The sequence below is a fragment of the Streptomyces sp. DG1A-41 genome (genome assembly GCF_037055355.1).
Taxonomy (GTDB): Bacteria; Actinomycetota; Actinomycetes; order Streptomycetales; family Streptomycetaceae; genus Streptomyces.
In genome coordinates, this window is the sequence record NZ_CP146350.1 from 5354414 (window position 1) to 5377244 (window position 22831).

Genomic DNA, 22831 nt, shown 5'->3' on the forward strand with positions numbered 1-22831 from the left:
GTGGGCACCCTCGATTGAGACTAGTCCCTGCCTGAAGGGGCGGGAAGTACGGCACGTTTCTCGGCCGGCGCCAATGCGTCAGGTTTCGTCATCGGCCTGGTCCGGTTCCGTGTCCGGGGAGAAGCGGAGCCGACGGGCCACCACGTCCGCGGCCACGTCGGCCAGCCGACGCCCCTGCGCATAGGCGTAGGAACGAAGCCGGACGAAGGCTTCTTCGATGCCGACGCCCAGCTGGACGGTCAGGATGCCGCTGGCTTGGTCGATCTCCGCCCGGTACGCGCCCAGGTCCTCGGCGGGGCCGCTGCGCGGCCCGCCCGTCTCGTCGATTCGCGCGTCGAGCAGCACCAGAGTCGCGAGATCGGCGAACGCCAACGCGTCTGCCAGTTCCTCTGCGTTCAACCGGACCGGAACGCGGGCGTACAGGTCCAGAACTCCCGGGCTGATCGCCCCCATCTGCAGAGGGAGCGCGAACACCGCGCGTGCCCCGGCTTCCAGGGCCGCCTCGGCGAACACCATCCAACGGTCCTGCGGGTCACGGGTGAGCAGATCGGGTGTCAGGACGGCCGAGCCCTGCAGGAAGGCGTCCACACAGGGTCCTTCACCCAGCGTGAGCTGGAGCTCTTCGAGTTGCTCGCTGATGTCGTCGGTGCTGCACAGCGGGTGGCTGGGCCCGCTCCGGGACATCGCCGACAGCCCCGCGCCGCTGACCGGCAGCGCGGCCACGGCCGCGGTGCACACGTCCACCACACCGACCCGGGCACCTCGTCGGGCCGCCTGCTCCGCCACCAGCATCTGAATGCGGGCCGACCGGCTGTCAGGGCCCACCCGGACCACCGCCTCCAGGCATCGTGACCAGATCCTCCAGCCTCGCCGTGGTTCGTTCCCCGACGGGAAGCACCAGCGCGCGGAACGTGGCGCGGCCGGCCGGCCTGCGGAACACTCCGATGTCCAGCCACCCCCGGGAGCGGAGCGCGGCGGTGGTTGCACGATCGGCCCGGTCCACCATCGTGGCGCCGAGTGACGCCTGGTGGTCGGCCAGCAGCCGTTCCTGCACACGACGGGAGAGGTCCCGGTCCTGCGGGTGCGGCCGAACAAGGATGTCGCTGAACGCGAAGACCCTGCCGGACACCGTGAGCTGATCGATGCTGCGCGGCAAGGCTCCGTCGAAGCCGACCCACCAGGAGCCGTCGCCGCGTACCGGGAATCCGAAGGCGCATCCCATCAGTCTGTCCATCTCGGCGATCATCATGGCGAATCCCGGCCGGCGCATGTCCGTGGTGAGACGGTCCAAGAAGTCCTGGCGGCTGGGACGGCGGTATGCATCACCCGGCGCCGTTACGCGGGACTCCGCATACAGATCCGCCAGATCCTCACGCAGGCCCTCCACCAGCCAACGGTTCAGCAGACGTAATCGCACCGGAGCCATGGCTGAGGGCTCGCCGTCCCCCGGCCTCCGTGACTGTCCCCGTCCGCGTTCGGACGTCATCGCACATCGCCCGGGAGAACAGGCGCGAGCGGGGCGGACCGATGTGGCGGGGCCGGAAGGGGCGGGGCCGGGGTGTCGCCGAGAGGAGGGGGCAGGTGGTCGAACGGAAGGCCGACGAGCAGGAACCCGCAGTCGGTGAGGTCGAGAATCCGAACCAGCGTCGTCGGCGGATGGTGCAGTCGCAGGGTCCCGCCGGCCACGGTGGTCTCTTGCGCAGCGCGGAGGAATGCGTTGAGTCCGCTGCAGTCGCAGAAGGTGACGGGGGTGAGGTCGACGTCGATGGCGCGGATACCGTCCAGCAGGCACCGCTCCAGGGACACGCGCACCAACGGCGCGGATTCGAGGTCGATCTCCCCGGCCAGGGTGATCAGCGCCCGTGTACGTCGGTCATGGCGGTTGACGGTGAGTTGTGGCAGGGGCATGACGCCTCGGTTCGGAAGACCAGCCGGCAGCGGGCGCGGAGGTGCCGGAGCTCCGGTCCCTGAGCGCCCTCCCGGCAGGGGCGTATGTTCGGCGGAGGCAGAGCAACGGCCGGTTCGACAGCCTGTGCAACAGGACAGTGGACCCACCCGGTTCCCTCCAGGGATGCGCCGGGTGACAGACGAAGAGTCCGCACCCCGCAGCCATCTGCGTTCAGCAACAGCATGCCGCCGGGGTCTGGGACGTCTACGCAGCAGCCTAGTCCTCGCATCGTTTGATGGAGGGTTCGAAGCCGCCCGGTCTTAGGATGTGGACGGTGCAAAGCACGGTGCGCGCGCATATCCGCGGATGGTGCCGACCGCTGACCATGGCGTCGGCAAAACGAGACGAAAGCCCAGGCGGACAACCGTGCCGCCGAGGTCGACGTCGAGATCCGACGCGGCTCCTACGTCGTCCCGCCGAGACGAAGCAGACGCCCGTCGCCTACGCGCAGAAGTGGCTCGACGCGAACTCCGTCGGCCCCACGACTACCCTCCGCTACGAGGCGACCGTCCGCAACCACATCCTGGAGCACCTTGGCCGCGGCGAGCTGCGCTCAAGCCCCGCCCAAACTCCATGTAACCCCGGCTCAGGGCCAGACAAGGCAATAAGGCTGATGCCCCGCCTCATGCAACCGATGCGAGAAGTCCTGCCACTCGTGCAGCAGTTGGTACACATTGAACGCATCCCGGGGCCCGCCCCGGTCCGGGACCGTCGACCAGATGAAGGCCGCCGCGCCCACCGCCTCCTCGCCGATGCCCCGCAGGGGGTCGACGACGGTCATCGGGAGTTTCACGACCGCGTAGTCGGGGTGCAGGACGACGAGTTCCAGGGGCGGCACCTTGTGCAGGGGGACGCCCTCGATGCCCGTCAGGACCATCGCCGCCATGGTCTCCGGCTTGATCTTCGTGAACATGCCGTTCATGCCGAGCTCGTCGCCGCCGAGTTCCTCGGGGCGCATCGAGATCGGGACACGGGCCGCGGTCGCGCCGTCCGGCGCGCCGAAGTACTTGTACGTCACCCCCACCCGACCACCATTCCTGCTCCCGGCCCGAAGATCTTCCACCCGGCGTTCTGTACGTCCGTCGTGCCGCTCCGGTTCACTCGGCAGACGCTCACCCGGCAGATCCTGAGTCCGACGTGCTTCCTGCGTGTCCTCCGCTTCGCGCCGGTGCCTTCCCCGCCGGGCACGTCGAGGACCCAGGTCATCAGTCCCCTCGCCCAGTCCGCCACCGCGATGCATATCTCCACCCGACTGCTTTTCTAGGACGCGTCGCCCCCGCCGCGCAACCCGATCATCGTGTCAGTGACCTCCCCCACGGCCGCTCGCCGAAACGTGCGTCGAAACATCTCTCCGAGGGATCTTCGCAGCCTCCGACCACCCTGGGCCGTTCGAGCTGTGTGTATCACGTACCAGTCTCGCAGACGACAGAGGTCCGGAGACCGGCTGCCGGGCACTGTCCTACCCTGAACAGGTCACTCACACCCGGATCCCGACGTCGTCGGAGAAGGTCGGAGAAGTCGCAGGTCATGAGCGAACTGGCATATCCGTATGAAGCACCGGCCTCGCAGGCTCTGTTCGACCGTGCGGCGGCCGTCACACCCGGTGGCGTGAACTCGCCGGTGCGGGCCTTCCGCGCCGTCGGCGGCACACCGCGGTTCATGGTGTCCGGCAACGGGCCGTACCTGACCGATGCCGACGGACGGGAGTACGTCGACCTCGTGTGCTCCTGGGGGCCCATGATCCTCGGGCACTCACACCCCGAGGTCATCGCCGCCGTGCAGGACGCCGTCGCCCGCGGTACGTCCTTCGGCACGCCCGGTGAGGGCGAGGTCGCGCTCGCCGAGGAGATCGTCGCCCGGGTGGAGCCGGTCGAGCAGGTGCGGCTCGTGTCCAGCGGGACCGAGGCGACCATGTCCGCGATCCGGCTCGCGCGCGGGTTCACCCGGCGCAGCAAGGTGATCAAGTTCGCCGGGTGCTACCACGGACACGTCGACTCGCTGCTCGCCGCGGCCGGCAGCGGCGTCGCGACCTTCGCGCTGCCGGACACCCCGGGCGTCACCGGCGCCCAGGCCGGCGACACCATCGTCCTGCCCTACAACGACCTCGACGCCGTACGCGCCGCCTTCGCCGCCCACCCGGGGGAGATCGCCTGCGTGATCACCGAGGCCTCCCCGGGCAACATGGGCGTCGTACCGCCCGCGGACGGCTTCAACCAGGGGCTCAAGGACCTCTGCGCCGACAACGGCGCCCTCTACATCTCCGACGAGGTCATGACCGGCTTCCGTACCAGCCGGGCCGGCTGGTACGGGGTCGACGGGGTCCGGCCCGACCTCATGACCTTCGGCAAGGTCATGGGCGGCGGCTTCCCCGCGGCGGCCTTCGGCGGGCGGGCGGACGTGATGGCGCACCTCGCCCCGGCCGGGCCCGTCTACCAGGCCGGCACCCTCTCCGGGAACCCCGTCGCCACCGCGGCCGGGCTCGCCCAGCTGCGGCTCCTCGACGACGCCGCCTACGACAAGGTCAACGCGGTGTCGCGGGAGATCCAGGGGCTCGTGACCGAGGCCCTGACGAAGGAGGGCGTCGCGCACCGGCTCCAGAGCGCCTCCAACATGTTCTCCGTGTTCTTCACCGACCGGCCCGTGCGGAACTACGAGGACGCCAAGGCGCAGGAGTCCTTCCGCTTCACCGCCTTCTTCCACGCGCTGCTCGCGAGCGGCGTCTACCTGCCGCCGTCGTCCTTCGAGTCCTGGTTCGTCTCCACCGCCCACGACGAGCGGGCCGTGCAGCGGATCGCCGACGCCCTCCCGGCGGCGGCCCGAGCCGCCGCGGAGGCCACGGCATGAGCAGCGAGACGAACGACGACATCACCGTCGTCCACGTCATGCGGCACGGCGAGGTCGCCAACCCGGACGGCATCCTCTACGGGCGGCTGCCCGGCTACCACCTCTCCGAGCTGGGCCGGCGCATGGCCGACCGGGTCGCCGAGCACCTGTCGGCGCGCGATGTGACGTACGTCGTCGCCTCCCCGCTGGAGCGGGCGCAGGAGTCGGCGGAGCCGATCGCCAAGGCGCACGGGCTGGACGTGGCGACCGACGAGCGGCTGATCAAGGCCGGCAACATCTTCCAGGGCAAGACGTTCGGCGTCGGGGACGGGGCGCTGCGCAGGCCCGGCAACTGGAAGCACCTGGTCAATCCGTTCCGGCCGTCCTGGGGAGAGCCGTACGTCGACCAGGTCGTACGGATGATGAACGCGCTGAGCGCGGCGAAGGACCGGGCCCGGGGGCATGAGGCCGTCGTGGTCAGTCATCAGCTGCCGATCTGGATCGTGCGGTCGTACGCCGAGCGGCGGCGGCTCTGGCACGACCCGCGCAGGCGGCAGTGCACGCTCGCCTCGCTGACGACCTTCACGTACCAGGGTGACCGGATCGTTTCCGTCGGCTACACCGAGCCGGCCCGCGATCTCGTCCCGGCGCATCTCCTCGCCGGTGCCAAGCCGGTGAAGGGGAAGGACAAGGCCTTCGGCGCGTGAGCCGGCGCACACAGCGCCCGGCGAGCGCTTAAGCGCCTTCTGCGCGCTTTTGATCCCTTCGTTACGGAATCTGAAAATATCAGCGGAACCTCCCCGTTCCTCACGCCCTCTGACTGGGTGACCACCAGAGAACGTGACGAACGGGGATGCAATGCGCCCTTACTCCCGCAGGGGAATGCTCGGAATCGGCGCGGGTGCCGCGGCCGCCGTCTCGCTCGCCGGGTGCGGCGGACTCACCGGGTCAGACGGGGCCGGCCATGCCGGCGGTTCCGGAGACTCAGTACAAGGCGGCTCCAAGCCGAAGCCGACCGCCCGGCCCATCGGCGACGGCTCCACCGCCTACACCGGCGAGCAGCCCCACCAGCCCGCGAAGCCCGAGCCGCTGGAGCCGGGTCAGACCCCGCCGCAGTTCGTCGTGTTCTCCTGGGACGGTGCCGGCGAGGTCGGCAACGGGCTCTTCCCGCGCTTCCTGGACCTGGCCGGGGAGCACGGCGCGAGCATGACCTTCTTCCTGTCCGGGCTGTATCTGCTGCCCGAGTCGAAGAAGCGCCTCTACGACCCGCCGAACAACCCCCGCGGCGCCTCCGACATCGGTTACCTCACCGACGAGCACATCAAGGACACGCTGAAGAACGTCCGCCGGGCGTGGCTGGAAGGCCACGAGATCGGCACGCACTTCAACGGGCACTTCTGCGGCGAGGCCTACGGCTCGGTCAAGAACTGGACGCCCCGGCAGTGGCGCAGCGAGATCGACCAGGCGAAGGCCTTCGTCAAGGAGTGGCGCAGCAACACCGGCTGGAGGGACCTGCCGTCGCTGCCGTTCGACTACGACAAGGAACTCGTCGGCGGCCGCACGCCCTGTCTGCTCGGCCAGGACAACCTGCTGCCCACCGCCCGCGAGCTGGGCTGGCGCTACGACGCCTCCTCGCCCGGCGGCCGTCAGGTGTGGCCGGTGAAGCGGCAGGGGATCTGGGACCTGCCGTTGCAGCAGATACCTTTCCCCGGTCGTGGCTTCGAGGTCCTCTCCATGGACTACAACATGCTGGCGAACCAGTCCATCAGCACCACGAAGGCCCCGGCGCACAACTACCCGGGCTGGCGCGAGCAGTCGGCGCAGGCGTACATCCAGGGATTTAAGCGAGTATACGAGACGAATCGGGCACCCTTCTTCATCGGCAACCACTTCGAGCAGTGGAACGGCGGCATCTACATGGACGCCGTGGAGGAGGCCTTCAAGCACATCGCGCGGGAGAAGGAGAGGGGCGCGGATGTGCGCCTCGTCTCCTTCCGGCAGTTCGTCGACTGGCTGGACGTACAGAAGCCCGAGGTGCTCGAAAAGCTCCGCACGCTCGACGTCGGACGGCAACCGGCCGGTGGCTGGAAGAGGTTGGTCGAGAAGACCCCGTCAGGTGCCGGTACGCCCTCGCGAAACGCCGCCTGAAATGCGGTTTTCCGCCCGCAAGGGGGGTGGGCGAGATCCCCAGAACGGACATGCGAAACTTTTCACATGAGTGCCGCCAGCCGCGCCCCCCTGCGCTCGAACCGCACGACCCGCACGACCCCCTCGACCCGGGTCCGTCGCCGCGCCGCCCTGACCGCCGGTGCCGCCGTGGCCGCGCTGCTCGTCACCGCGTGCGGCTCCGGCGGCACCTCCGGCGGGGGCGGCAACACCAACTTCGTCACCGGCGCCGACGGCATCGCCACGGTCGCCAAGGGCGAGCGCACCCCGGCACCCGACCTGTCCGGCAAGACCATCGAGGGCAAGACCCTCGACGTCGCCGACTACAAGGGCAAGGTCGTCGTCCTCAACGTGTGGGGGTCCTGGTGCAACCCCTGCCGCGCCGAGGCCAAGTACTTCGCGAAGGTCTCCAAGGAGTACGCCGGCAAGGGCGTGCAGTTCGTCGGCATCAACACCCGCGACACCTCCACCGGCGCCGCGCTCGCCTTCGAGAAGGACTGGGACATCACCTACCCCAGCCTCTACGACCCGACCGGCAAGCTGCTGCTCCGCTTCGACAGGGGCACCCTCAACCCGCAGGCGATCCCCTCCACCCTGATCCTCGACCGGGACGGGAAGATCGCGGCCCGCTCACTGTCCGCGCTCAGCGAGGAACGGCTGCTGAAGATGCTCAAGCCGGTCGTCGCCGAGAAGTGAGCGGAGAAGTGACGTGAGCGCGCTCACCCTCGCCGCGGTAGCGGACCCCAACGGCACCGTGCTCAACGGCGCCCTGCTGGTGGCCCTGCCCATCGCACTGCTCGGCGGACTCGTCTCCTTCTTCTCGCCCTGCGTGCTGCCCCTCGTGCCCGGCTATCTGTCCTACGTCACCGGAGTCAGCGGCACCGACCTGGCCGAGGCCCGGCGAGGGCGCATGGTCGCCGGGGCCTCGCTGTTCGTGCTCGGCTTCACGGCCGTCTTCGTCTCCGGCGGGGCCTTCTTCGGGTACTTCGGCCAGACCCTCCAGGAACAGCGGGGCGTGCTGTCCAAGGTGCTGGGCGTCTTCATGATCCTCATGGGCGTCTTCTTCATGGGCCTGATGCCCTGGCTCACGCAGCGCGAGTTCCGTTTCCACAAGAAACCCGCGGCCGGTCTCGCCGGCGCCCCCGTGCTCGGCGCGCTGTTCGGCATCGGCTGGACGCCCTGCATCGGCCCGACCCTGGCCGCCGTCCAGACCCTCGCCCTGAACCAGGGCAGCGCGGGTCGCGGAGCGGTGCTGACCATCGCGTACTGTCTGGGCCTGGGCGTGCCGTTCGTGCTCGCCGCGGTCGCCTTCCGCAAGGCCCTCGGCGCCTTCGGGTGGATCAAGCGCCACTACGTCTGGGTGATGCGGATCGGCGGCACCATGATGATCGTGACCGGTCTGCTGCTGCTGACCGGCGCGTGGGACCGCATCGTGCAGGAGATGCAGGTCTGGTCCGACGGCTTCACTGTGGGGATCTGATCGATGAGCAAGACCACCGCCTCCGACCCGGCCCCGACCGCCGCCGAGGACCAGGAGCTGGGCGACGCCGGCTCCCAGCTGTCCACCGCCCCCACGGAGGACGCGCCCAACCTGCCCTCCCTGGACGTCATCGGCTGGGCCCGCTGGTTCTGGCGGCAGCTGACCTCCATGCGGGTCGCGCTGCTGCTGCTCCTGCTGCTCTCCCTCGGCGCGATCCCCGGCTCGCTCATCCCGCAGACCGGCCAGGACGAGACGAAGGTCGCCGACTTCCGCAAGAACAACCCCACCCTCGGGGACGTCTACGACAAGCTCGGCCTGTTCCACGTCTACAGCTCGGTGTGGTTCTCCGCGATCTACATCCTGCTGTTCGTCTCCCTCATCGGCTGCATCGTCCCGCGCACCTGGCAGTTCGTGGGCCAGCTGCGCGGCCTCCCGCCGCGCGCGCCCAGCCGGCTGAACCGGCTGCCCGCCCACACCACCTGGCGCACCACGGCCGACCCCGAGCAGGTCCACAGCGCCGCCCTGGCCCTGCTCAAGAAGCGCCGCTTCCGCGCCCACCTCGCCGGTGACGCCGTCGCCGCGGAGAAGGGCTACCTGCGCGAACTGGGCAACCTCGTCTTCCACATCGCCCTCATCGTGATGCTGGTCGCCTTCGCCTGGGGCCAGCTGTACAAGTCCGAGGGCAACAAGCTGGTCGTCGAGGGCGACGGCTTCTCCAACACCCTCACCCAGTACGACGACTTCAAGTCCGGCAGCCTCTTCACCTCCGACGACCTGGTGCCGTTCAGCTTCAACCTGAAGAAGTTCACCGGCACCTACGAGCGCACCGGCCCCAACAAGGGCACCCCGCGCGTCTACCAGGCCGACCTCACCTACAGCGCGGGCCCGTACGGCAAGGACGAGAAGACCACCGTCAAGGTCAACCACCCGCTGGAGATCGGCAACGCCAAGGTCTACCTGGTCAGCCACGGCTACGCCCCGGTCATCACGGTCCGCGACGGCAAGGGCAACGTCGTCTACGACGACGCCGTACCGCTGCTGCCGCTCGACGCCAACGTCACCTCCTCCGGCGTCGTCAAGGTCCTCGACGGCTACCGCAACCCCGAGGGCAAGAAGGAACAGCTCGGCTTCAACGCGTTCTTCGTGCCGACCTTCGGCGGCGCCGCCAGCGGCACGATGCTGTCGCAGTTCCCCGCGCTGGACTATCCGGTGCTCGCGCTGTCCGCCTACCACGGCGACCTGGGGGCCGACTCCGGCATCCCGCAGAGCGTGTACCAGATGGACAAGACCAACATGAAGGAGTTCAAGGACTCCCAGGGCAAGCTGTTCAAGAAGCTGCTGCGGCCCGGCGAGACCATGAAGCTCCCGAACGGCGCCGGTTCGGTCACCTTCGGCAAGGACGTCAAGGAGTGGGCCGGCTTCCAGGTCGTCCAGGAGCCCGGCGGCGGCTGGGCCCTCGCCGGGGCCCTCGCGGCCATCGGCGGCCTCGCCGCCTCCCTGTTCATCCAGCGCCGCCGCGTCTGGGTGCGCGCGGTCAAGGGCGCCGACGGCATCACCGTCGTGGAGATGGCCGGCCTCGGCCGCAGCGAGTCCGCCAAGGTCCCCGAGGAACTCGGCGACCTCGCCGGGATCCTCTACGACGAGACACCGCCCGCGCCCGGCCCCGACGACCCCACAGATTCCCCCGACACCGACCAGGAGCCGGGTACCGAAACCCCCGTACCTGCCGAAGGGGCTGAGAAGTGACTCTCGCCGCCGCCACCAACGAAAACCTCGCGAACATCAGCAATGTGCTGATCTACTCCGCGATGGCCGTCTACACCCTGGCCTTCTTCGCGTACATCGCCGAATGGCTCTTCGGCAGCCGCAGCAAGGTCGCCAAGACCGCCGCCGCACTCACCGCCAGGCCGGCCGAGGGGAAGAAGGCGCCCGCCGTCACCGTGAACACGGCGGGCGGCACCGCCGTCCTGGAGCGGCCGAAGGTCACCGTGCGGGCCGCGGCGGGTCAGCGGGACGTGCCGGACGGGCCCGGGGCGCACGGCGGTGACGAACAGGGCGACCTGTACGGCCGGATCGCCATCTCCCTCACCGTGCTCGCCTTCCTGGTCGAGCTGGGCGGCGTCATCGCCCGCGCGGCCTCGGTGGAGCGGGCGCCGTGGGGCAACATGTACGAGTTCAACATCACGTTCTCCACGGTCGCCGTCGGCGTGTACCTCGGGCTGCTGGCGCTGAAGAAGAACGTGCGCTGGCTCGGCCTGTTCCTGATCACCTCGGTCCTGCTGGACCTCGGCCTCGCGGTCACGGTCCTCTACACCGCCAGCGACCAGCTGGTCCCGGCCCTGCACTCGTACTGGCTGTACATCCACGTCTCCACGGCGATCTTCTGCGGCGCGGTCTTCTACGTCGGCGCGGTCGGCACGATCCTGTACCTCTTCAAGGACTCCTACGAGAACAAGCTCGCGAGCGGCGGCACGCCCGGCACCTTCGCGACGTCCGTCCTGGAGCGGCTGCCCTCCTCCGCCTCCCTCGACAAGTTCTCCTACCGCGTCAACGCGGCCGTCTTCCCGCTGTGGACGTTCACGATCATCGCGGGCGCCATCTGGCCGGCGACGCCTGGGGCCGCTACTGGGGCTGGGACCCGAAGGAGACCTGGTCCTTCATCACCTGGGTCGCCTACGCCTGTTACCTGCACGCCCGCGCCACCGCCGGCTGGAAGGGCCGCAAGGCCGCCTACCTGGCCCTGATCGCCTTCGGCTGCTGGCTGTTCAACTACTACGGCGTGAACATCTTCGTCTCCGGCAAGCACTCCTACGCGGGCGTGTAAGCCCCCAACACCCCCACTCCGGCGGGCCGGCTCCTGTGATTCCACGTCACGGGAACCGGCCTTCGTCGTCTCGGGGCGCTCAGTCGACGCCGACCGCGGTGAGCCGCTCCAGGTAGGCGTGGAGGGCGCTCGCGCCCTCGAGCATGACCCTCGTACGGGCCGTCAGGGCCTCCCCGCGCGCGGCGATCGCCGCCCGTAGCGCGTCGCTGCTGCCCTCCCGGCGCAGCCCCTCCAGCACCGGCCGGATCTGGTCGAAGAGATAGTGGCTGCGGCGCAGCGTGTGCACGAGCCGGGCGTCGCGCACATCGGCGGGTTCGTAGAGGCGGTACCCCGTGCCGCGCTCGCGTCCCGGCGTGAGCAGCCCGGCCCCCTCCCACACCCGCAGCGCGGACGTCCGTACGCCCAGCAGCGCGGCCACCTCCCCGATGCGCAGCCCGCCGGAACGCGGCAGCGGGGCGGGCGGCTGTGCCGCCAGCAGCTCCAGGGCCTCGCTCGCCGCCCGCAGGGACACCCGCTCCTCGTGCAGGGCGGCGTGCGCGGCGTCGACCAGCGCGAGCGCGCCCGGGACGTCCCCGTCGTGCAGGGACCGCATGATCTCCGTCGCCTTCACCGGCCCGTAGCCCCGCATCAGGGCCCGGTACGCCAGCAGCGCGCCGCGGTGCACCTCCCCGAAGACGCGGTAGCCGGACGCGGTCCGCGCGGCGGGCGGCAGCACACCGGCGTCCTCGTAGTTGCGGATCTGCTGCGTCGAGACACCGGCCAGCCGGGCGAGGTCGACGGGACGGAGACGGCGTTCGCTGGTCATCGATTTGAAGGTTACGGCAGGGACACCACCGCTGATGCCCGCAAAGTCTCAACACCGCACTTCAATGGAAGACTTGAAGGAATGGACAACTGCATCCGGGTCACCGGCGCCCGCCTCCACAACCTCAAGAACGTCTCCCTCTCCCTCCCGAAGAACAAGCTGGTCGTCCTGACCGGCCTGTCCGGCTCCGGCAAGTCCACGCTCGCCTTCGACACCCTCCACCAGGAGGGCCAGCGGCAGTACCTGGAGTCGCTGGGCATGGTCACCGGCTTCGTCAGCAAACCCGCCGTCGACTCGATCAGCGGCCTGTCCCCGTCCATCAGCGTCGATCAGCACCTCACCAACCGCAGCCCGCGCTCCACGGTCGGCACGGTCACCGAGGTGTTCACCTACCTGCGGCTGCTGTGGTCGCGGATCGGGACCCGCCCCTGCCCCGGCTGCGGGAAGAGCATCCCGCCGTCGTACGCCAACGAGGCGGAGGCCGACGAGGACGCCGAGGGCGAGCAGACGCCCTGCCCGCACTGCGGCACCCTCGTGCCCGAGCTGGTGATGGGCTCCTTCTCCTTCAACAAGCCCGCGGGCGCCTGCCCTTCCTGTACCGGCCTCGGCGAGGTGATCCGGCCCGACGTACGGCGCCTGGTCGACGGCTCCCGCTCACTGTCCCAGGGCGCGGTACGGGGCTGGAACCCGAAGCTCACCGAGTGGAACCTCACCGCGCTGCGGGCCGCCGCCCGCCACTACGGCTTCACCTTCGACGCGGACCGCCCGCTCGACGAACTGGACGATCCGCAACGCGACTTGCTCGTCCACGGCGTCGAAAGCCCCGAGTTCCGGCGGCACTTCCCGGAGACCGGCCCGCCGACAACCGTGGCGGCGGGCCGTTTCGAAGGGGTCGCGACGGCGCTGCTGCGGCGCTACACCGAGCGCGCCGACGACCCCGAATACCGCGAACGGGCCGAGAAACAAGGCCTGGTGAAGCAGCCCTGCGGCCAGTGCGAGGGCACCCGGCTGCGGCCCGAGAGCCGGGCGGTGGCCGTGCACGGACTGACGATCGTCGAGGCGGCACGACTGCCGCTCACCGAACTCGACGGCTGGCTGGCCGGCCTGAAGGAGCGCTCCGCCGGGGACGAGTGGCTGCTCGTGGAGCCGGTCGCCGCCGACCTGGAGGAACGGGTACGGCGCCTGGTGGACGTCGGCGTCGGCTACCTCAGCCTGGAGCAGCCCACGCCGAGCCTCTCCGCCGGGGAGACCCAGCGGCTGCGGCTGGCCGCCCTGCTCGGCTCCGGCCTGACCGGCGTGCTGTACGTCCTCGACGAGCCGACCATCGGCCTGCACCCCTCGGACACGGCCCGCCTGATCGGCGTCCTGCGCCGCCTGCGCGACCTGGGCAACACCGTGCTGGTCGTCGAGCACGACCTCGAGGTACTGCGCGCCGCGGACCACGTGGTGGACGTCGGCCCGGGGGCGGGCCGTGACGGCGGCCGGATCGTGGCGGCCGGGACGCCGCAGGAGGTCGCCCGGGCCGAGGCCTCGGTGACCGGCGCGTATCTGTCGGGCCGGCTGCCCGCGCCCGGGTCCCGTGGCCGCGGCGACAGCGACTCGGCGGTCGTGATCCGCGGGGCCCGCGCCCACAACCTCAAGGACGTGACCGTACGGATCCCGCTGAACCGCCTGGTGACGGTCACGGGCCCGTCCGGCTCGGGCAAGTCGACGCTGCTGCTGGACATCCTGGGCCGGGCCGCCCGCCGACACTTCCACGGGGCGGGGGAACTCCCCGCCGAGCACGACGGCATCGACGGCTGGGAGCACCTGTCCAAGGCGGTCCTCATCGACCAGGAACCGATCAGCCGCGTCCCGCGCTCCAACGCGGCGACCTACTCGGACGTCTTCACCCCCATCCGGGAGGTCTTCGCCGCGAGCAGCGAAGGACGCCTGACAGCGGGCCGGTTCTCCTTCAACGTGCCGGGCGGACGCTGCGAGCGGTGCGAGGGCGCGGGCGTGCTCACCGTGCGGATGCACTTCCTCCCGGCCGTGCAGGTGCGCTGCCCGGGATGCCGGGGCCGCCGCTTCCGGCCCGAGGCGCTGGCGGTGCGGTACCAGGGGTACGACATCGCGGAGGTGCTGGAGGCGACGGTGGACGAGGCGCTGGGGGTGTTCCGTGACGTGCCCGCCGTGGCCGGCCGGTTGCGGCGCATGGCGGACGTCGGCCTCGGCTACCTCCCGCTGGGCCAGCCCGCGCCCACGCTGTCCGGAGGCGAGGCCCAGCGCCTCAAACTGGCGAAGGAGCTGGGCCGCCGAGCGGCCGACCGCACCCTCTACGTCCTCGACGAGCCGACAACCGGCCTGCACGCGGCGGACACGGCACGCCTGCTGGAAGTGCTCCAGCGGCTGGTGGACTCGGGCCACTCCGTCGTCACCATCGAGCACAACGTCGATGTCATGCGGGCATCGGACTGGCTGATCGACCTCGGGCCGGTGGGAGGAGCCGGTGGCGGCCGGGTGGTGGCCGAGGGGACCCCGCAGGAGGTGATGGCCGTGCGGGCGTCTCGGACAGGTGGGTTTCTGGCTGGGTGACCTGCGCCGGGCTCTCGGGGGCTCCCGCTTCTTCGGCGGCGTCGTGCCTCGTCAGCCCTGCCTCTCCAGCACCGCGTAGTCGGCGAAGCTGCGGCGGTAGCGCAGGTGCCTGGTCTCCTGGGTGTGCCTGCGCTGCCACTCCTCCACCTCGGCCGGGGCCGTGCGCGGACCCGAACTCGCCCCGCAGTCCTCCTCCTCTCCCGAGACGCAGTACGCCTGGTACTCCGGCAGGGCCGACGCGTCCTGCACGATCGAGTACGGGACGTACCGGAAGATGCGGCGCCCCGCCGGTTCCCCGCCGTGCTCCCTCCCCTGGTGCTGGCGCAGCAACACGTTCGCGTCCGTCACGGCACTCCCGTCGAACGCGGCCCGCGCCTCGTCCCGCCGGACGGTCAGCTCCTCGCACACCGCGCACCCGGGCACGGGCACGGGGGGCCGGTTCGGATCGGCCGACAGCCCTTCCCTGGAACGGTCGTTGGCGGCGCGTACGCCCGCCCTGAGCCGTTCCTCCAGGGTCGCCACCCGGATCCGCGCCGGGTCCGCCTGCCACTCCCGGCCGCCGCCGACCGGGCGCAGCATCACAAACGGGCCGGTCCTGTCCTGATACTCGCCGACCTTGCGCGTCGCAGGGTCGTAGACGAGCGTTCCCGGTTCCATGCCGTGCACCTCCGTAACTCTGGGTGTACCGAGCGTTGCGCAGGGGAACAGTCCGGTTCAATGCTTGGCGTGTGACACCGGTGCACTGTCACGGAGGGGGAGGCCGTGAGCCGACGGAACGGCGGGGAGGCGGGGGCGAGTACGGCCGCCGTGTTCGGGGAGGTGCTGCGGCACTTCCGCGAGGCGGCGCTGCTCACGCAGGAGGGTCTGGCGAGGCAGATCCCGTGCGACCGCTCGCACGTGGCGCGGGTGGAGGCGGGCACGCGGGTTCCGCAGGAGAGTTTCGCGAAGAAGTGCGACGAACTTCTCGGCACGGGTGGGGTGTTGCTGCGGTTGTGGGGGCGGATCGACTGGTATCCGCAGGTGGAGCATCCTGACTGGTTTCGGCGGAGGGCTGAGATGGATGCCGTGGCCGTCCAGTTGTACGAGTACCAAGTGATGGTCATTCCCGGCTTGTTGCAGACGCCGGACTACGCACGTGCACTGCTGTCGCAGACCATGAGCGGCGAGGAGGTCGAGGACCGCGTCCGAGCACGCCTGAGTCGCCAGCAGCGCTTCCTTGCCGAGGGCGGTCCGCTGTACCTAGCCGTGTTGGACGAGAGCTGTCTGCGCAATGCGGTCGGGGGCCCAGCCGTGATGAGGGACCAGTGCGCACATCTGCTGAGCGTCGGCCGACGCTCCAACATCCGCATCCAGGTTGTCCCGGCCGCCTGTTGCGACGCCGTCCACCCCACGACCTCCATGTCGCTCATCACCCTGCCCGAGGGGGAGCGTTGGGTCTACTCGGAGTCGCTCAGCCGTGGCCATTTCAACAGCGATCCGGAGCTCTACGCTGGGCACAGCCGTACCTATGATGTGCTCAGGGCCGACGCTCTGTCCGCCCCGGAATCCGCCGGCCTGATCGGCGAGACGATGGAAGGGTACGAGCAGGATCATGAGCAGGCACGAGCTGAGCGCGGCGACTTGGATCAAGAGCAGCTACAGCGGCAACGACGGCGGCAACTGCATCGAAATAGCCCCCGATACCCCCGGCGTCGTCCCCGTCCGCGACAGTAAAACCCCTGACGGACCGGTCCTGCTCGTCACCCGGTCCGCCTGGTCCGCTTTCCTCGCCGGCGTGTGCTGAGGGCGCTGAACTACTGCCCGCTCAGCATCTGCAGGATCCGGTTGGCCGCCTCCGCCACCGGCTGGCCCACGGCCCCGACGGCTGCGGCGATCGCAGCGACAGCCATCAGCGCACGGTGCCGTTCCTCGGGAGGCGCGGCGTCAGCCGACAGCACCGGCAGGGACTCGTCGATGAGCTGCGCGCTGGGCTGCGGAAGCTGGTCGCGCAACTCGCGGACGTCCTGGAGCAGTCCGGCGATGGCCAGCCGCAGGGCGGGATCCATGGCGTCGCCGGTCGCGCCGTTCTTCACGATGCCCGTGTTGCCGCTGCCGCCGTGCATGGTGACGTTGTCGCCGTAGTAGTAGTTGTTGCCGCTCATGCCGCGATCCCCACGTTGCCGTTGCCGCCGTACATGTTCACGTTGTCGCCGAAGTAGTAGTTGGTGGGCGAGCTGATGGTGAGACGCTCGACCGTCACATGGAACTCGGTGTCCGGGTTCTCCAGCGCGCCGGCGACGTAGCCCACGAGCTGGTCCAGATGCTGGGGGTTCCGGCTGGTCACCATCGCGGTGGAGGGGCCGGCCGTCTCGATGGCGAGGACGTAGTGCGACTGGGCGGTGACGACGGAGAGCATGTCCACGAGGAAGTAGATCAGCGCCGCGCCGGAGCCGAGCCACACGAAGGTGAGGAGCCCGCTGCCCGTGGACCTGCTCGCGAGGAACGTCACGCTGCCGATGATCGACAGGCCGATGGCCACGGCAAGGGTGATCCCGGTGCGTGCAAGGAAGCGGATGACCGCCTCCTTGCGCCTCGGGTGGAGGGTGAAGGTGTACACCCGCGCGATGTTGCGCAAGGGGTAGGCCGCGCCGCCGACCCATAACAGCCGCTTGCTGACGCGTAGTTCGATGTCGGTCATGGCCTGGGGCGGAGTGGCGGGCGGGGGCGGGACGTCCCACTGCCCCGGCGGCTGCTGGGTCTCCATGAAGTCCTTCTGAGGGCCGACGCGTTCAAAGTGACAGCCGTAACTGCCTGAACACTATTGACGACCATGCGTTGCCCGAGAGCAAGTCGTTTGCGCAGTGCAGAGAGCGCCGGTGGAAGCGGCTGAGCCGCACGACCCTGGGCGTCGATGCCGTAGGCGGCGACGATTGCCGCGCCGGCGTCGCTCAGGGCTCGTCCCGCTTGGGATCTTCGTCCCGCTTCTCCTCGTCGAGGGACTTCAGGAAGTCGGGGTTGTCGTCGGGCGCCACCCACTGTCGGGGACGGGAACCACCCCCAGTCGCAGGCGTCCGCTTCTTGCCGGCGATGAGCCAGGAGATCGACCCGACGAGCGGGAACAGCAGCACGAGGATCGCCCACAGCGGCTTGGGCATATGACGGATGTCGTCGTCCTTCGTGCTGATGCAGTCGATGAACGCGTACACGCTCAGCGCCAGCGGCACGAGGAACATCAGTACCCGGAGCATGCGCGGCCTCTCAGCGAAAGCGGGTGGGCGGTTCAGGGCCAGGGTAGCCGCTCGGGGATACTGGGCCCCATGGCTTACGACGATCTTCGCTCCCTGCTCAGGGCTCTGGAGCGCGAGGGCGACCTCAAGCGCATCAAGGCCGAGGTCGACCCGTATCTGGAGGTCGGGGAGATCGTCGACCGGGTGCAGAAGGCCGGCGGCCCCGCGCTGCTCTTCGAGAACGTACGCGGGTCGAGCATGCCGCTCGCGATGAACGTGTACGGCACGGACCGGCGCCTGTTGAAGGCGCTGGGGCTGAAGTCGTACGCCGAGATCTCGGAGCGGATCGGCGGGCTGCTGAAGCCCGAGCTGCCGCACGGGTTCGTCGGCGTGCGCGAGGCCTTCGGGAAGCTCGGCGCGATGACGCACGTACCGCCGAAGAAGGTGAAGGACGGCCCGGTGCAGGAGGTCGTTCTGACCGGGGACGACGTCGACCTGGACCAGCTCCCGGCCCTGTTCACCTGGCCGAAGGACGGCGGCTCGTTCTTCAACCTGGGCCTCACGCACACCAAGGACCCGGAGTCGGGCATCCGCAACCTCGGGCTGTACCGCCTCCAGCGCCACGACAAGCGCACGATCGGCATGCACTGGCAGATCCACAAGGACAGTCGGAACCACTACCAGGTCGCGGCCCGGCGCGGGGAGCGGCTGCCGGTCGCGATCGCTTTCGGGTGTCCGCCCGCCGTGACGTACGCCTCCACGGCCCCGCTGCCCGGAGACATCGACGAGTACCTGTTCGCCGGGTTCCTCGCGGGCAAGCGGATCGAGATGGTCGACTGCAAGACCGTGCCGCTCCAGGTGCCGGCGCAGGCGGAGGTCGTGATCGAGGGCTGGCTGGAGCCGGGCGAGATGCTGCCCGAGGGGCCGTTCGGCGACCACACCGGCTTCTACACGCCGCAGGAACCCTTCCCCGCCCTGAAGATCGACTGCGTGACGATGCGGAAGCGGCCGCTGCTCCAGTCGATCGTCGTGGGCAGGCCCCCTACGGAGGACGGGCCCCTCGGTCGTGCGACGGAACGCTTCTTCCTGCCGCTGCTGAAGATCATCGTGCCGGACATCGTGGACTACCACCTGCCGGAGGCGGGCGGTTTCCACAACTGCGCGATCGTCTCGATCGACAAGAAGTACCCGAAGCACGCGCAGAAGGTCATGCACGCCATCTGGGGCGCGCACATGATGTCGCTGACCAAGCTGATCGTGGTCGTCGACTCCGACTGCGATGTGCATGACCTGCACGAGGTCGCCTGGCGGGCGCTCGGCAACACCGACTACGCGCGCGACCTCAGCGTCGTCGAGGGTCCCGTCGACCACCTCGACCACGCCTCCTACCAGCAGTTCTGGGGCGGCAAGGCCGGTATCGACGCGACGAAGAAGTGGCCCGAGGAGGGCTACACGCGTGACGGCGGCTGGCCCGACATGGTGGAGTCCGATCCGGAGACGGCGGCGAAGGTGGACCGCCGCTGGAAGGAGTACGGCCTGTGACCTCCGCATCCGCCGCGATCCCGCAGCCGGGACGCACGAAGGCCTTCCTCCGGCTGGTGATGATCGAGCACTCGGTCTTCGCGCTGCCCTTCGCCTACATCGCCGCCCTGACGGCGATGTACCAGTGGGACAAGAACGTCCACTGGGGCCGGCTGCTGCTGGTCACCATCTGCATGGTCGGTCTGCGCACCTTCGCGATGGCGGTCAACCGGATCATCGACCGGGAGATCGACGCCCGTAACCCGCGCACCGCGCACCGCGAACTGGTGACCGGCGCGATGTCGGTTCGTCACGCGTGGACGGGGGCCCTGATCGCCCTCGTCGTCTTCCTCGGCGCGGCTGCCCTGCTCAATCCGCTGTGTCTGGCGCTGGCCCCCATAGCGGTGATCCCGATGGTGGTCTACCCGTACGGCAAGCGGTTCACGAACTTCCCGCAGGCCATCCTGGGCCTCGCGCAGGCGATGGGCCCGGTCGGCGGCTGGCTGGCGGTCACGGGTTCCTGGTCCTGGGACGCGGTGATCCTCGGTCTCGCCGTCGGCATCTGGATCGGCGGCTTCGACCTGATCTACGCCTGCCAGGACGTCGAGACGGACCGCGAGATCGGCGTCATGTCCGTCCCGGCCCGCTTCGGCATCCCGGCGGCCATCTGGGGCGCGCGGGTCTGCCACACCCTCACGACGGCCCTGTTCGTCTGGTACGCCCTGGCCACCGACGCCGGCGCCTTCTTCTGGCTGGGCCTCCTGATCGTCGCCGCCGCGTTCCTCTACGAGCACACCATCGTCCGCCCCCACGACCTCTCCCGAGTGAACCGCGCCTTCTTCAGCGTCAACGGCTTCATCGGCATTGCCCTGTTCGTGTGCGCGCTGATCGATCTCTTGGTTCGTGGCCTGACCGTGTAGCTACGGTGCGGCCTACCATCGAGGGCAGGACCCCAGGGAGGCCACCGTGACCGTCTCGGGCATCGACCGCCTGCACTCGCAGCTCAGCAAGCTGGAGGACATGTTCCCCGGCTTCCTGACGGAGATTGTCGAGGGCAGCATCGTGATGAACCCGGTCAGGCCGTTCCACGGGAAGACCATCCAACGGCTGTGGTCCATCGTCGAAGGCCAGTTGCCGGAGGGATGGGCCCTCGTGAGCGATGTCGCGTTCCCCTTCGACGATGCCAACGAATTCTGCCCCGACCTCGCCGTCATTCCGGCCGAGGCCGAGGCCGAGAACCTCAGCGCGTACCCCGCCGACCTGATCGAGCTCGTCGCCGAGGTGGTTTCCCCGGAAAGTGTCCGCCGTGACTACGAGATGAAGCCCCGGTGGTACGCCTCGCGAGGCATCGCCAACTACCTCGTGCTGGATCCGCTCAAGGGGCACGTCGTGACCATGTGGAACCCCGGCCCCGACGGCTACCGAGGCCGCGACACCATCTCGTACGGCCCCGAACTGGCCATCGACTCCCCGCTCGGCAGGCTGACGATCCCCACCGCCCGGCTCCCGGTGGACCCGAAGGCGCGTTCCTAGGACGCGAGCGCTCGGTTCGCTGCCGGGCGGCGGAACACGAACGCCGCCGCCACGCCTGCCAGCAGGCCCAGCAGGTGGCCCTGCCAGCTGACGCCCGTCTGGGTGGGGGCCAGGCCCGCCAGGATGGAGCCGCCCCAGACGGCGGCGATGAGGATGCCGACCAGGACTCCCCAGGGGCGGCGCTCGACGAAGCCGCTGACCAGGAGGAAGCCGAAGAGGCCGAAGATCAGGCCGGAGGCGCCCGCGGTGTTGGTGTGGGCCGGGGATATGAGCCATACGCCCAGGCCGTCGACGATCACGATCAGCGCGCAGACCAGCAGGAAGCGGCGCAGCCCCGAGAGCGCGGCGAGGAAGCCCAGGACCAGCAGCGGCACCGTGTTCGCGGCCAGATGGGCGAAGCCGAAGTGGATGAAGGCCGACGGGACGATGTCGACCAGCTCGGACGGGGCGCGCGGGGTGACGCCGAGGCCGTCCAGCTCGTGGCCGCTCAGTACGTCCACCACTTCCAGCAGCCACAGCAGCGCGATCCAGGCCAGCATCAGCTTGCCCGCGGCCAGCGCACGGCCGCCGCGTGACCACCCGGCTCCCACACCCGACATCGCGACCCCCAGCGTTCGCTCGTCCCCTCCGGGGAACGCCCGGCCCCCCTTGGCCGGTTCCCACCCTGCGACGCCGGATAGGCTCGGTCTTGTGAACCCAGTCAAGCCAGGCGAGACACCGCGTACGCCTTGGATCGTAGGGGTGTCCGGCGCCTCCGGCACCCCGTATGCCGCTGCCGTGCTGCGGGGCCTCCTCGCCGCCGGGGAGAGCGTGGACCTCGTGGTGTCCCGGGCCTCCCGCCTCACCCTGCTCGACGAGACCGGGATCTCCTTCCGGGACGCCCACTGGCAGGACGACCTGCGGGAATGGCTGTCCCGGGGCGCCGACGGCAAGCCCGGCACGTTCTCCGTGGACATCGACGCCGTACGGCACTGGAGCGCCGGCGACCTGGCCGCCGGGCCCTCCTCGGGGTCGTACCCCACCAAGGGCATGCTGATCGTGCCCGCCTCGACCGCGAGCGTGGCCGGGGTCGCGCTCGGGCTGTCGAAGGACCTGTTGCAGCGGGCGGCGAGCGTGACCCTGAAGGAGAGCCGCCCGCTGGTCGTGGCCGTACGCGAGACCCCGCTGAACGGCCAGACCCTGCGGCACCTGGTCACCCTCGACGACGCGGGCGCGACCGTCGTACCCGCCTCACCAGCCTTCTACGCGGGGGCGACGCACATCCAGGACCTGGTGGACTTCGTCGCCGGACGCGTACTCGACGCGGCGGGCGTGCCACACCGGCTCTACCGCCGTTGGCAAGGTGAGCTCGGCGGCGGATCACACCGCGCCGGCTGAGCCACACCCCCTGTACGTCATCTGCACGTCATCACAGACCACAGACTTTTCGGACAACTTCAGCGGAAGGCTTCGATCGCAATGGACGCGGTGGACAGGCAGCTCATCCAGGCCCTGAGGGAGAACGGCCGGGCCTCCTACGCGGAGCTGGGACGCCTCGTCGGACTGTCGGGACCCAGCGTCACCGACCGCATCAACCGGCTGGAGGCGGCCGGTGTCATCACCGGCTACCGGGCCACCGTCGACGCCGCCTCGCTCGGTCTCGGTGTCACCGCCCTGATCGGCATCTCGCTCTCCGACGCCACCGACCACGAGGACGTGGCGCAGCGGCTGAGGGACCTCTCGGAGGTCGAGGACTGCTGGTTCATCGCGGGCGACGACTCGTACATGCTCAAGGTGCGCGCGACGGACGTGGACGGCCTGGAGAAGATCATCCGGCGGCTCAGCGGCACCAAGGGCGTCTCCCGGACGCGTACGACCATCGTGCTCTCCACGAAGTGGGAGAACCGGGTCGGGGAGCTGCCCGAAGAAGCGTAGTCGTACGGTGGGGACGTCGTCGGAGAAAGGTGTGGGC

General features: G+C 69.7%; 24 protein-coding genes and 2 pseudogenes. 16 read left to right on the forward strand and 10 right to left on the reverse strand.

Going from position 1 to position 22831, the window contains the following annotated elements; all coding sequences use genetic code 11:
• Positions 1 to 78 precede the first annotated feature (78 nt).
• The 3 genes from V8690_RS25080 to V8690_RS25090 all read right to left on the reverse strand — a co-directional run bounded on the left by V8690_RS25080 (position 79) and on the right by V8690_RS25090 (position 1908).
• On the reverse strand, positions 79 to 723 hold the full coding sequence (locus V8690_RS25080; RefSeq protein ID WP_338782268.1) for an ANTAR domain-containing protein: 645 nt from the start codon (positions 721 to 723) through the stop codon (positions 79 to 81).
• 91 nt (positions 724 to 814) lie between these two features.
• Positions 815 to 1234: a hypothetical protein gene (locus tag V8690_RS25085; protein WP_338782270.1), complete on the reverse strand. Its 420-nt coding sequence runs from the start codon at positions 1232 to 1234 to the stop codon at positions 815 to 817.
• Between the two features lie 248 nt (positions 1235 to 1482).
• On the reverse strand, positions 1483 to 1908 hold the full coding sequence (locus V8690_RS25090) for an STAS domain-containing protein (RefSeq protein ID WP_338782272.1): 426 nt from the start codon (positions 1906 to 1908) through the stop codon (positions 1483 to 1485).
• A 307-nt stretch (positions 1909 to 2215) separates the two neighbouring features.
• Between V8690_RS25090 and V8690_RS25095 the strand changes: the two are divergent.
• Positions 2216 to 2504 (forward strand): annotated as a pseudogene (locus V8690_RS25095) (hypothetical protein); the annotation flags it as partial.
• Between the two features lie 30 nt (positions 2505 to 2534).
• On the opposite strand, the gene V8690_RS25100 reads toward V8690_RS25095, so the two are convergent.
• Positions 2535 to 2972 carry a hypothetical protein gene (locus V8690_RS25100; protein WP_003974483.1) on the reverse strand — a complete coding sequence of 146 codons (438 nt, stop codon included), beginning with the start codon at positions 2970 to 2972 and terminating at the stop codon, positions 2535 to 2537.
• Between the two features lie 503 nt (positions 2973 to 3475).
• Here V8690_RS25100 and hemL point away from each other — a divergent pair.
• The 7 genes and pseudogenes from hemL to ccsB all read left to right on the forward strand — a co-directional run bounded on the left by hemL (position 3476) and on the right by ccsB (position 11241).
• Entirely contained in the window at positions 3476 to 4792 is a 1317-nt protein-coding gene (hemL, locus tag V8690_RS25105; RefSeq protein ID WP_338782281.1) for a glutamate-1-semialdehyde 2,1-aminomutase, read from the forward strand.
• The gene (locus tag V8690_RS25110; RefSeq protein ID WP_338782282.1) at positions 4789 to 5478 is read left to right on the forward strand and encodes a histidine phosphatase family protein; all 690 of its coding nucleotides are present in this window, start codon (positions 4789 to 4791) and stop codon (positions 5476 to 5478) included. Before hemL ends, V8690_RS25110 begins: the two co-directional genes overlap by 4 nt.
• Positions 5479 to 5629: 151 nt before the next feature.
• Positions 5630 to 6919: a hypothetical protein gene (locus V8690_RS25115; protein ID WP_338782284.1), complete on the forward strand. Its 1290-nt coding sequence runs from the start codon at positions 5630 to 5632 to the stop codon at positions 6917 to 6919.
• 66 nt (positions 6920 to 6985) lie between these two features.
• The gene (locus tag V8690_RS25120) at positions 6986 to 7633 is read left to right on the forward strand and encodes a TlpA disulfide reductase family protein (protein ID WP_338782286.1); all 648 of its coding nucleotides are present in this window, start codon (positions 6986 to 6988) and stop codon (positions 7631 to 7633) included.
• A 13-nt stretch (positions 7634 to 7646) separates the two neighbouring features.
• Positions 7647 to 8417: a cytochrome c biogenesis protein CcdA gene (locus V8690_RS25125; protein ID WP_338782288.1), complete on the forward strand. Its 771-nt coding sequence runs from the start codon at positions 7647 to 7649 to the stop codon at positions 8415 to 8417.
• Between the two features lie 3 nt (positions 8418 to 8420).
• Entirely contained in the window at positions 8421 to 10163 is a 1743-nt protein-coding gene (locus V8690_RS25130; protein ID WP_338782291.1) for a cytochrome c biogenesis protein ResB, read from the forward strand.
• Positions 10160 to 11241, forward strand: a pseudogene (gene ccsB, locus V8690_RS25135) (c-type cytochrome biogenesis protein CcsB). Before V8690_RS25130 ends, ccsB begins: the two are co-directional and overlap by 4 nt.
• Positions 11242 to 11320: 79 nt before the next feature.
• Here the strand turns inward: ccsB and V8690_RS25140 are convergent.
• Positions 11321 to 12046 carry a MerR family transcriptional regulator gene (locus tag V8690_RS25140; protein WP_338782293.1) on the reverse strand — a complete coding sequence of 242 codons (726 nt, stop codon included), beginning with the start codon at positions 12044 to 12046 and terminating at the stop codon, positions 11321 to 11323.
• An 81-nt stretch (positions 12047 to 12127) separates the two neighbouring features.
• Here V8690_RS25140 and uvrA point away from each other — a divergent pair, with 81 nt between their 5' ends.
• A complete protein-coding gene (uvrA, locus tag V8690_RS25145) occupies positions 12128 to 14620 on the forward strand; it encodes an excinuclease ABC subunit UvrA (protein ID WP_338782294.1) in 2493 nt (830 codons plus the stop codon).
• A 51-nt stretch (positions 14621 to 14671) separates the two neighbouring features.
• Here uvrA and V8690_RS25150 read toward each other — a convergent pair whose 3' ends face one another.
• On the reverse strand, positions 14672 to 15277 hold the full coding sequence (locus tag V8690_RS25150) for a hypothetical protein (protein ID WP_338782295.1): 606 nt from the start codon (positions 15275 to 15277) through the stop codon (positions 14672 to 14674).
• A gap of 105 nt (positions 15278 to 15382) precedes the next feature.
• On the opposite strand from V8690_RS25150, the gene V8690_RS25155 reads away from it, so the two are divergent.
• Together V8690_RS25155 and V8690_RS25160 are read left to right on the forward strand one after the other, a co-directional pair.
• Entirely contained in the window at positions 15383 to 16333 is a 951-nt protein-coding gene (locus V8690_RS25155) for a helix-turn-helix transcriptional regulator (RefSeq protein ID WP_338782296.1), read from the forward strand.
• Complete coding sequence (locus V8690_RS25160; RefSeq protein ID WP_338785451.1) at positions 16290 to 16403, forward strand: DUF397 domain-containing protein; 114 nt, start codon at positions 16290 to 16292, stop codon at positions 16401 to 16403. Before V8690_RS25155 ends, V8690_RS25160 begins: the two co-directional genes overlap by 44 nt.
• A 10-nt stretch (positions 16404 to 16413) precedes the next feature.
• Here the strand turns inward: V8690_RS25160 and V8690_RS25165 are convergent, their stop codons facing one another.
• The 3 genes from V8690_RS25165 to V8690_RS25175 form a co-directional block, all read right to left on the reverse strand.
• Positions 16414 to 16761: a hypothetical protein gene (locus V8690_RS25165; RefSeq protein ID WP_338782297.1), complete on the reverse strand. Its 348-nt coding sequence runs from the start codon at positions 16759 to 16761 to the stop codon at positions 16414 to 16416.
• Positions 16758 to 17363, reverse strand: coding sequence for a DUF6232 family protein (locus V8690_RS25170; RefSeq protein WP_338782299.1), 606 nt, complete (start codon positions 17361 to 17363; stop codon positions 16758 to 16760). The genes V8690_RS25165 and V8690_RS25170 overlap by 4 nt, the downstream gene beginning before the upstream one ends.
• Positions 17364 to 17547: 184 nt before the next feature.
• Positions 17548 to 17847: a PLD nuclease N-terminal domain-containing protein gene (locus V8690_RS25175; RefSeq protein WP_338782300.1), complete on the reverse strand. Its 300-nt coding sequence runs from the start codon at positions 17845 to 17847 to the stop codon at positions 17548 to 17550.
• 69 nt (positions 17848 to 17916) lie between these two features.
• Between V8690_RS25175 and V8690_RS25180 the strand changes: the two genes are divergently transcribed.
• From V8690_RS25180 to V8690_RS25190, 3 genes are read left to right on the forward strand one after another with little or no spacing between them, the layout of a single operon-like run.
• Positions 17917 to 19368, forward strand: a complete 1452-nt coding sequence (locus V8690_RS25180) for a menaquinone biosynthesis decarboxylase (RefSeq protein WP_338782301.1) — start codon at positions 17917 to 17919, stop codon at positions 19366 to 19368.
• Positions 19365 to 20267, forward strand: a complete 903-nt coding sequence (gene mqnP / locus V8690_RS25185) for a menaquinone biosynthesis prenyltransferase MqnP (RefSeq protein WP_338782303.1) — start codon at positions 19365 to 19367, stop codon at positions 20265 to 20267. The genes V8690_RS25180 and mqnP overlap by 4 nt, the downstream gene beginning before the upstream one ends.
• A 46-nt stretch (positions 20268 to 20313) precedes the next feature.
• Positions 20314 to 20880 carry a Uma2 family endonuclease gene (locus V8690_RS25190; RefSeq protein ID WP_338782305.1) on the forward strand — a complete coding sequence of 189 codons (567 nt, stop codon included), beginning with the start codon at positions 20314 to 20316 and terminating at the stop codon, positions 20878 to 20880.
• Here the strand turns inward: V8690_RS25190 and V8690_RS25195 are convergent.
• Positions 20877 to 21479, reverse strand: coding sequence for a rhomboid family intramembrane serine protease (locus V8690_RS25195; RefSeq protein WP_338782307.1), 603 nt, complete (start codon positions 21477 to 21479; stop codon positions 20877 to 20879). The genes V8690_RS25190 and V8690_RS25195 overlap by 4 nt on opposite strands.
• 91 nt (positions 21480 to 21570) lie before the next feature.
• On the opposite strand from V8690_RS25195, the gene V8690_RS25200 reads away from it, so the two are divergent.
• Together V8690_RS25200 and V8690_RS25205 are read left to right on the forward strand one after the other, a co-directional pair.
• Complete coding sequence (locus V8690_RS25200; protein WP_338782309.1) at positions 21571 to 22257, forward strand: UbiX family flavin prenyltransferase; 687 nt, start codon at positions 21571 to 21573, stop codon at positions 22255 to 22257.
• A gap of 81 nt (positions 22258 to 22338) precedes the next feature.
• Positions 22339 to 22794 carry an Lrp/AsnC family transcriptional regulator gene (locus V8690_RS25205; RefSeq protein WP_338782311.1) on the forward strand — a complete coding sequence of 152 codons (456 nt, stop codon included), beginning with the start codon at positions 22339 to 22341 and terminating at the stop codon, positions 22792 to 22794.
• Positions 22795 to 22831 lie beyond the last annotated feature (37 nt).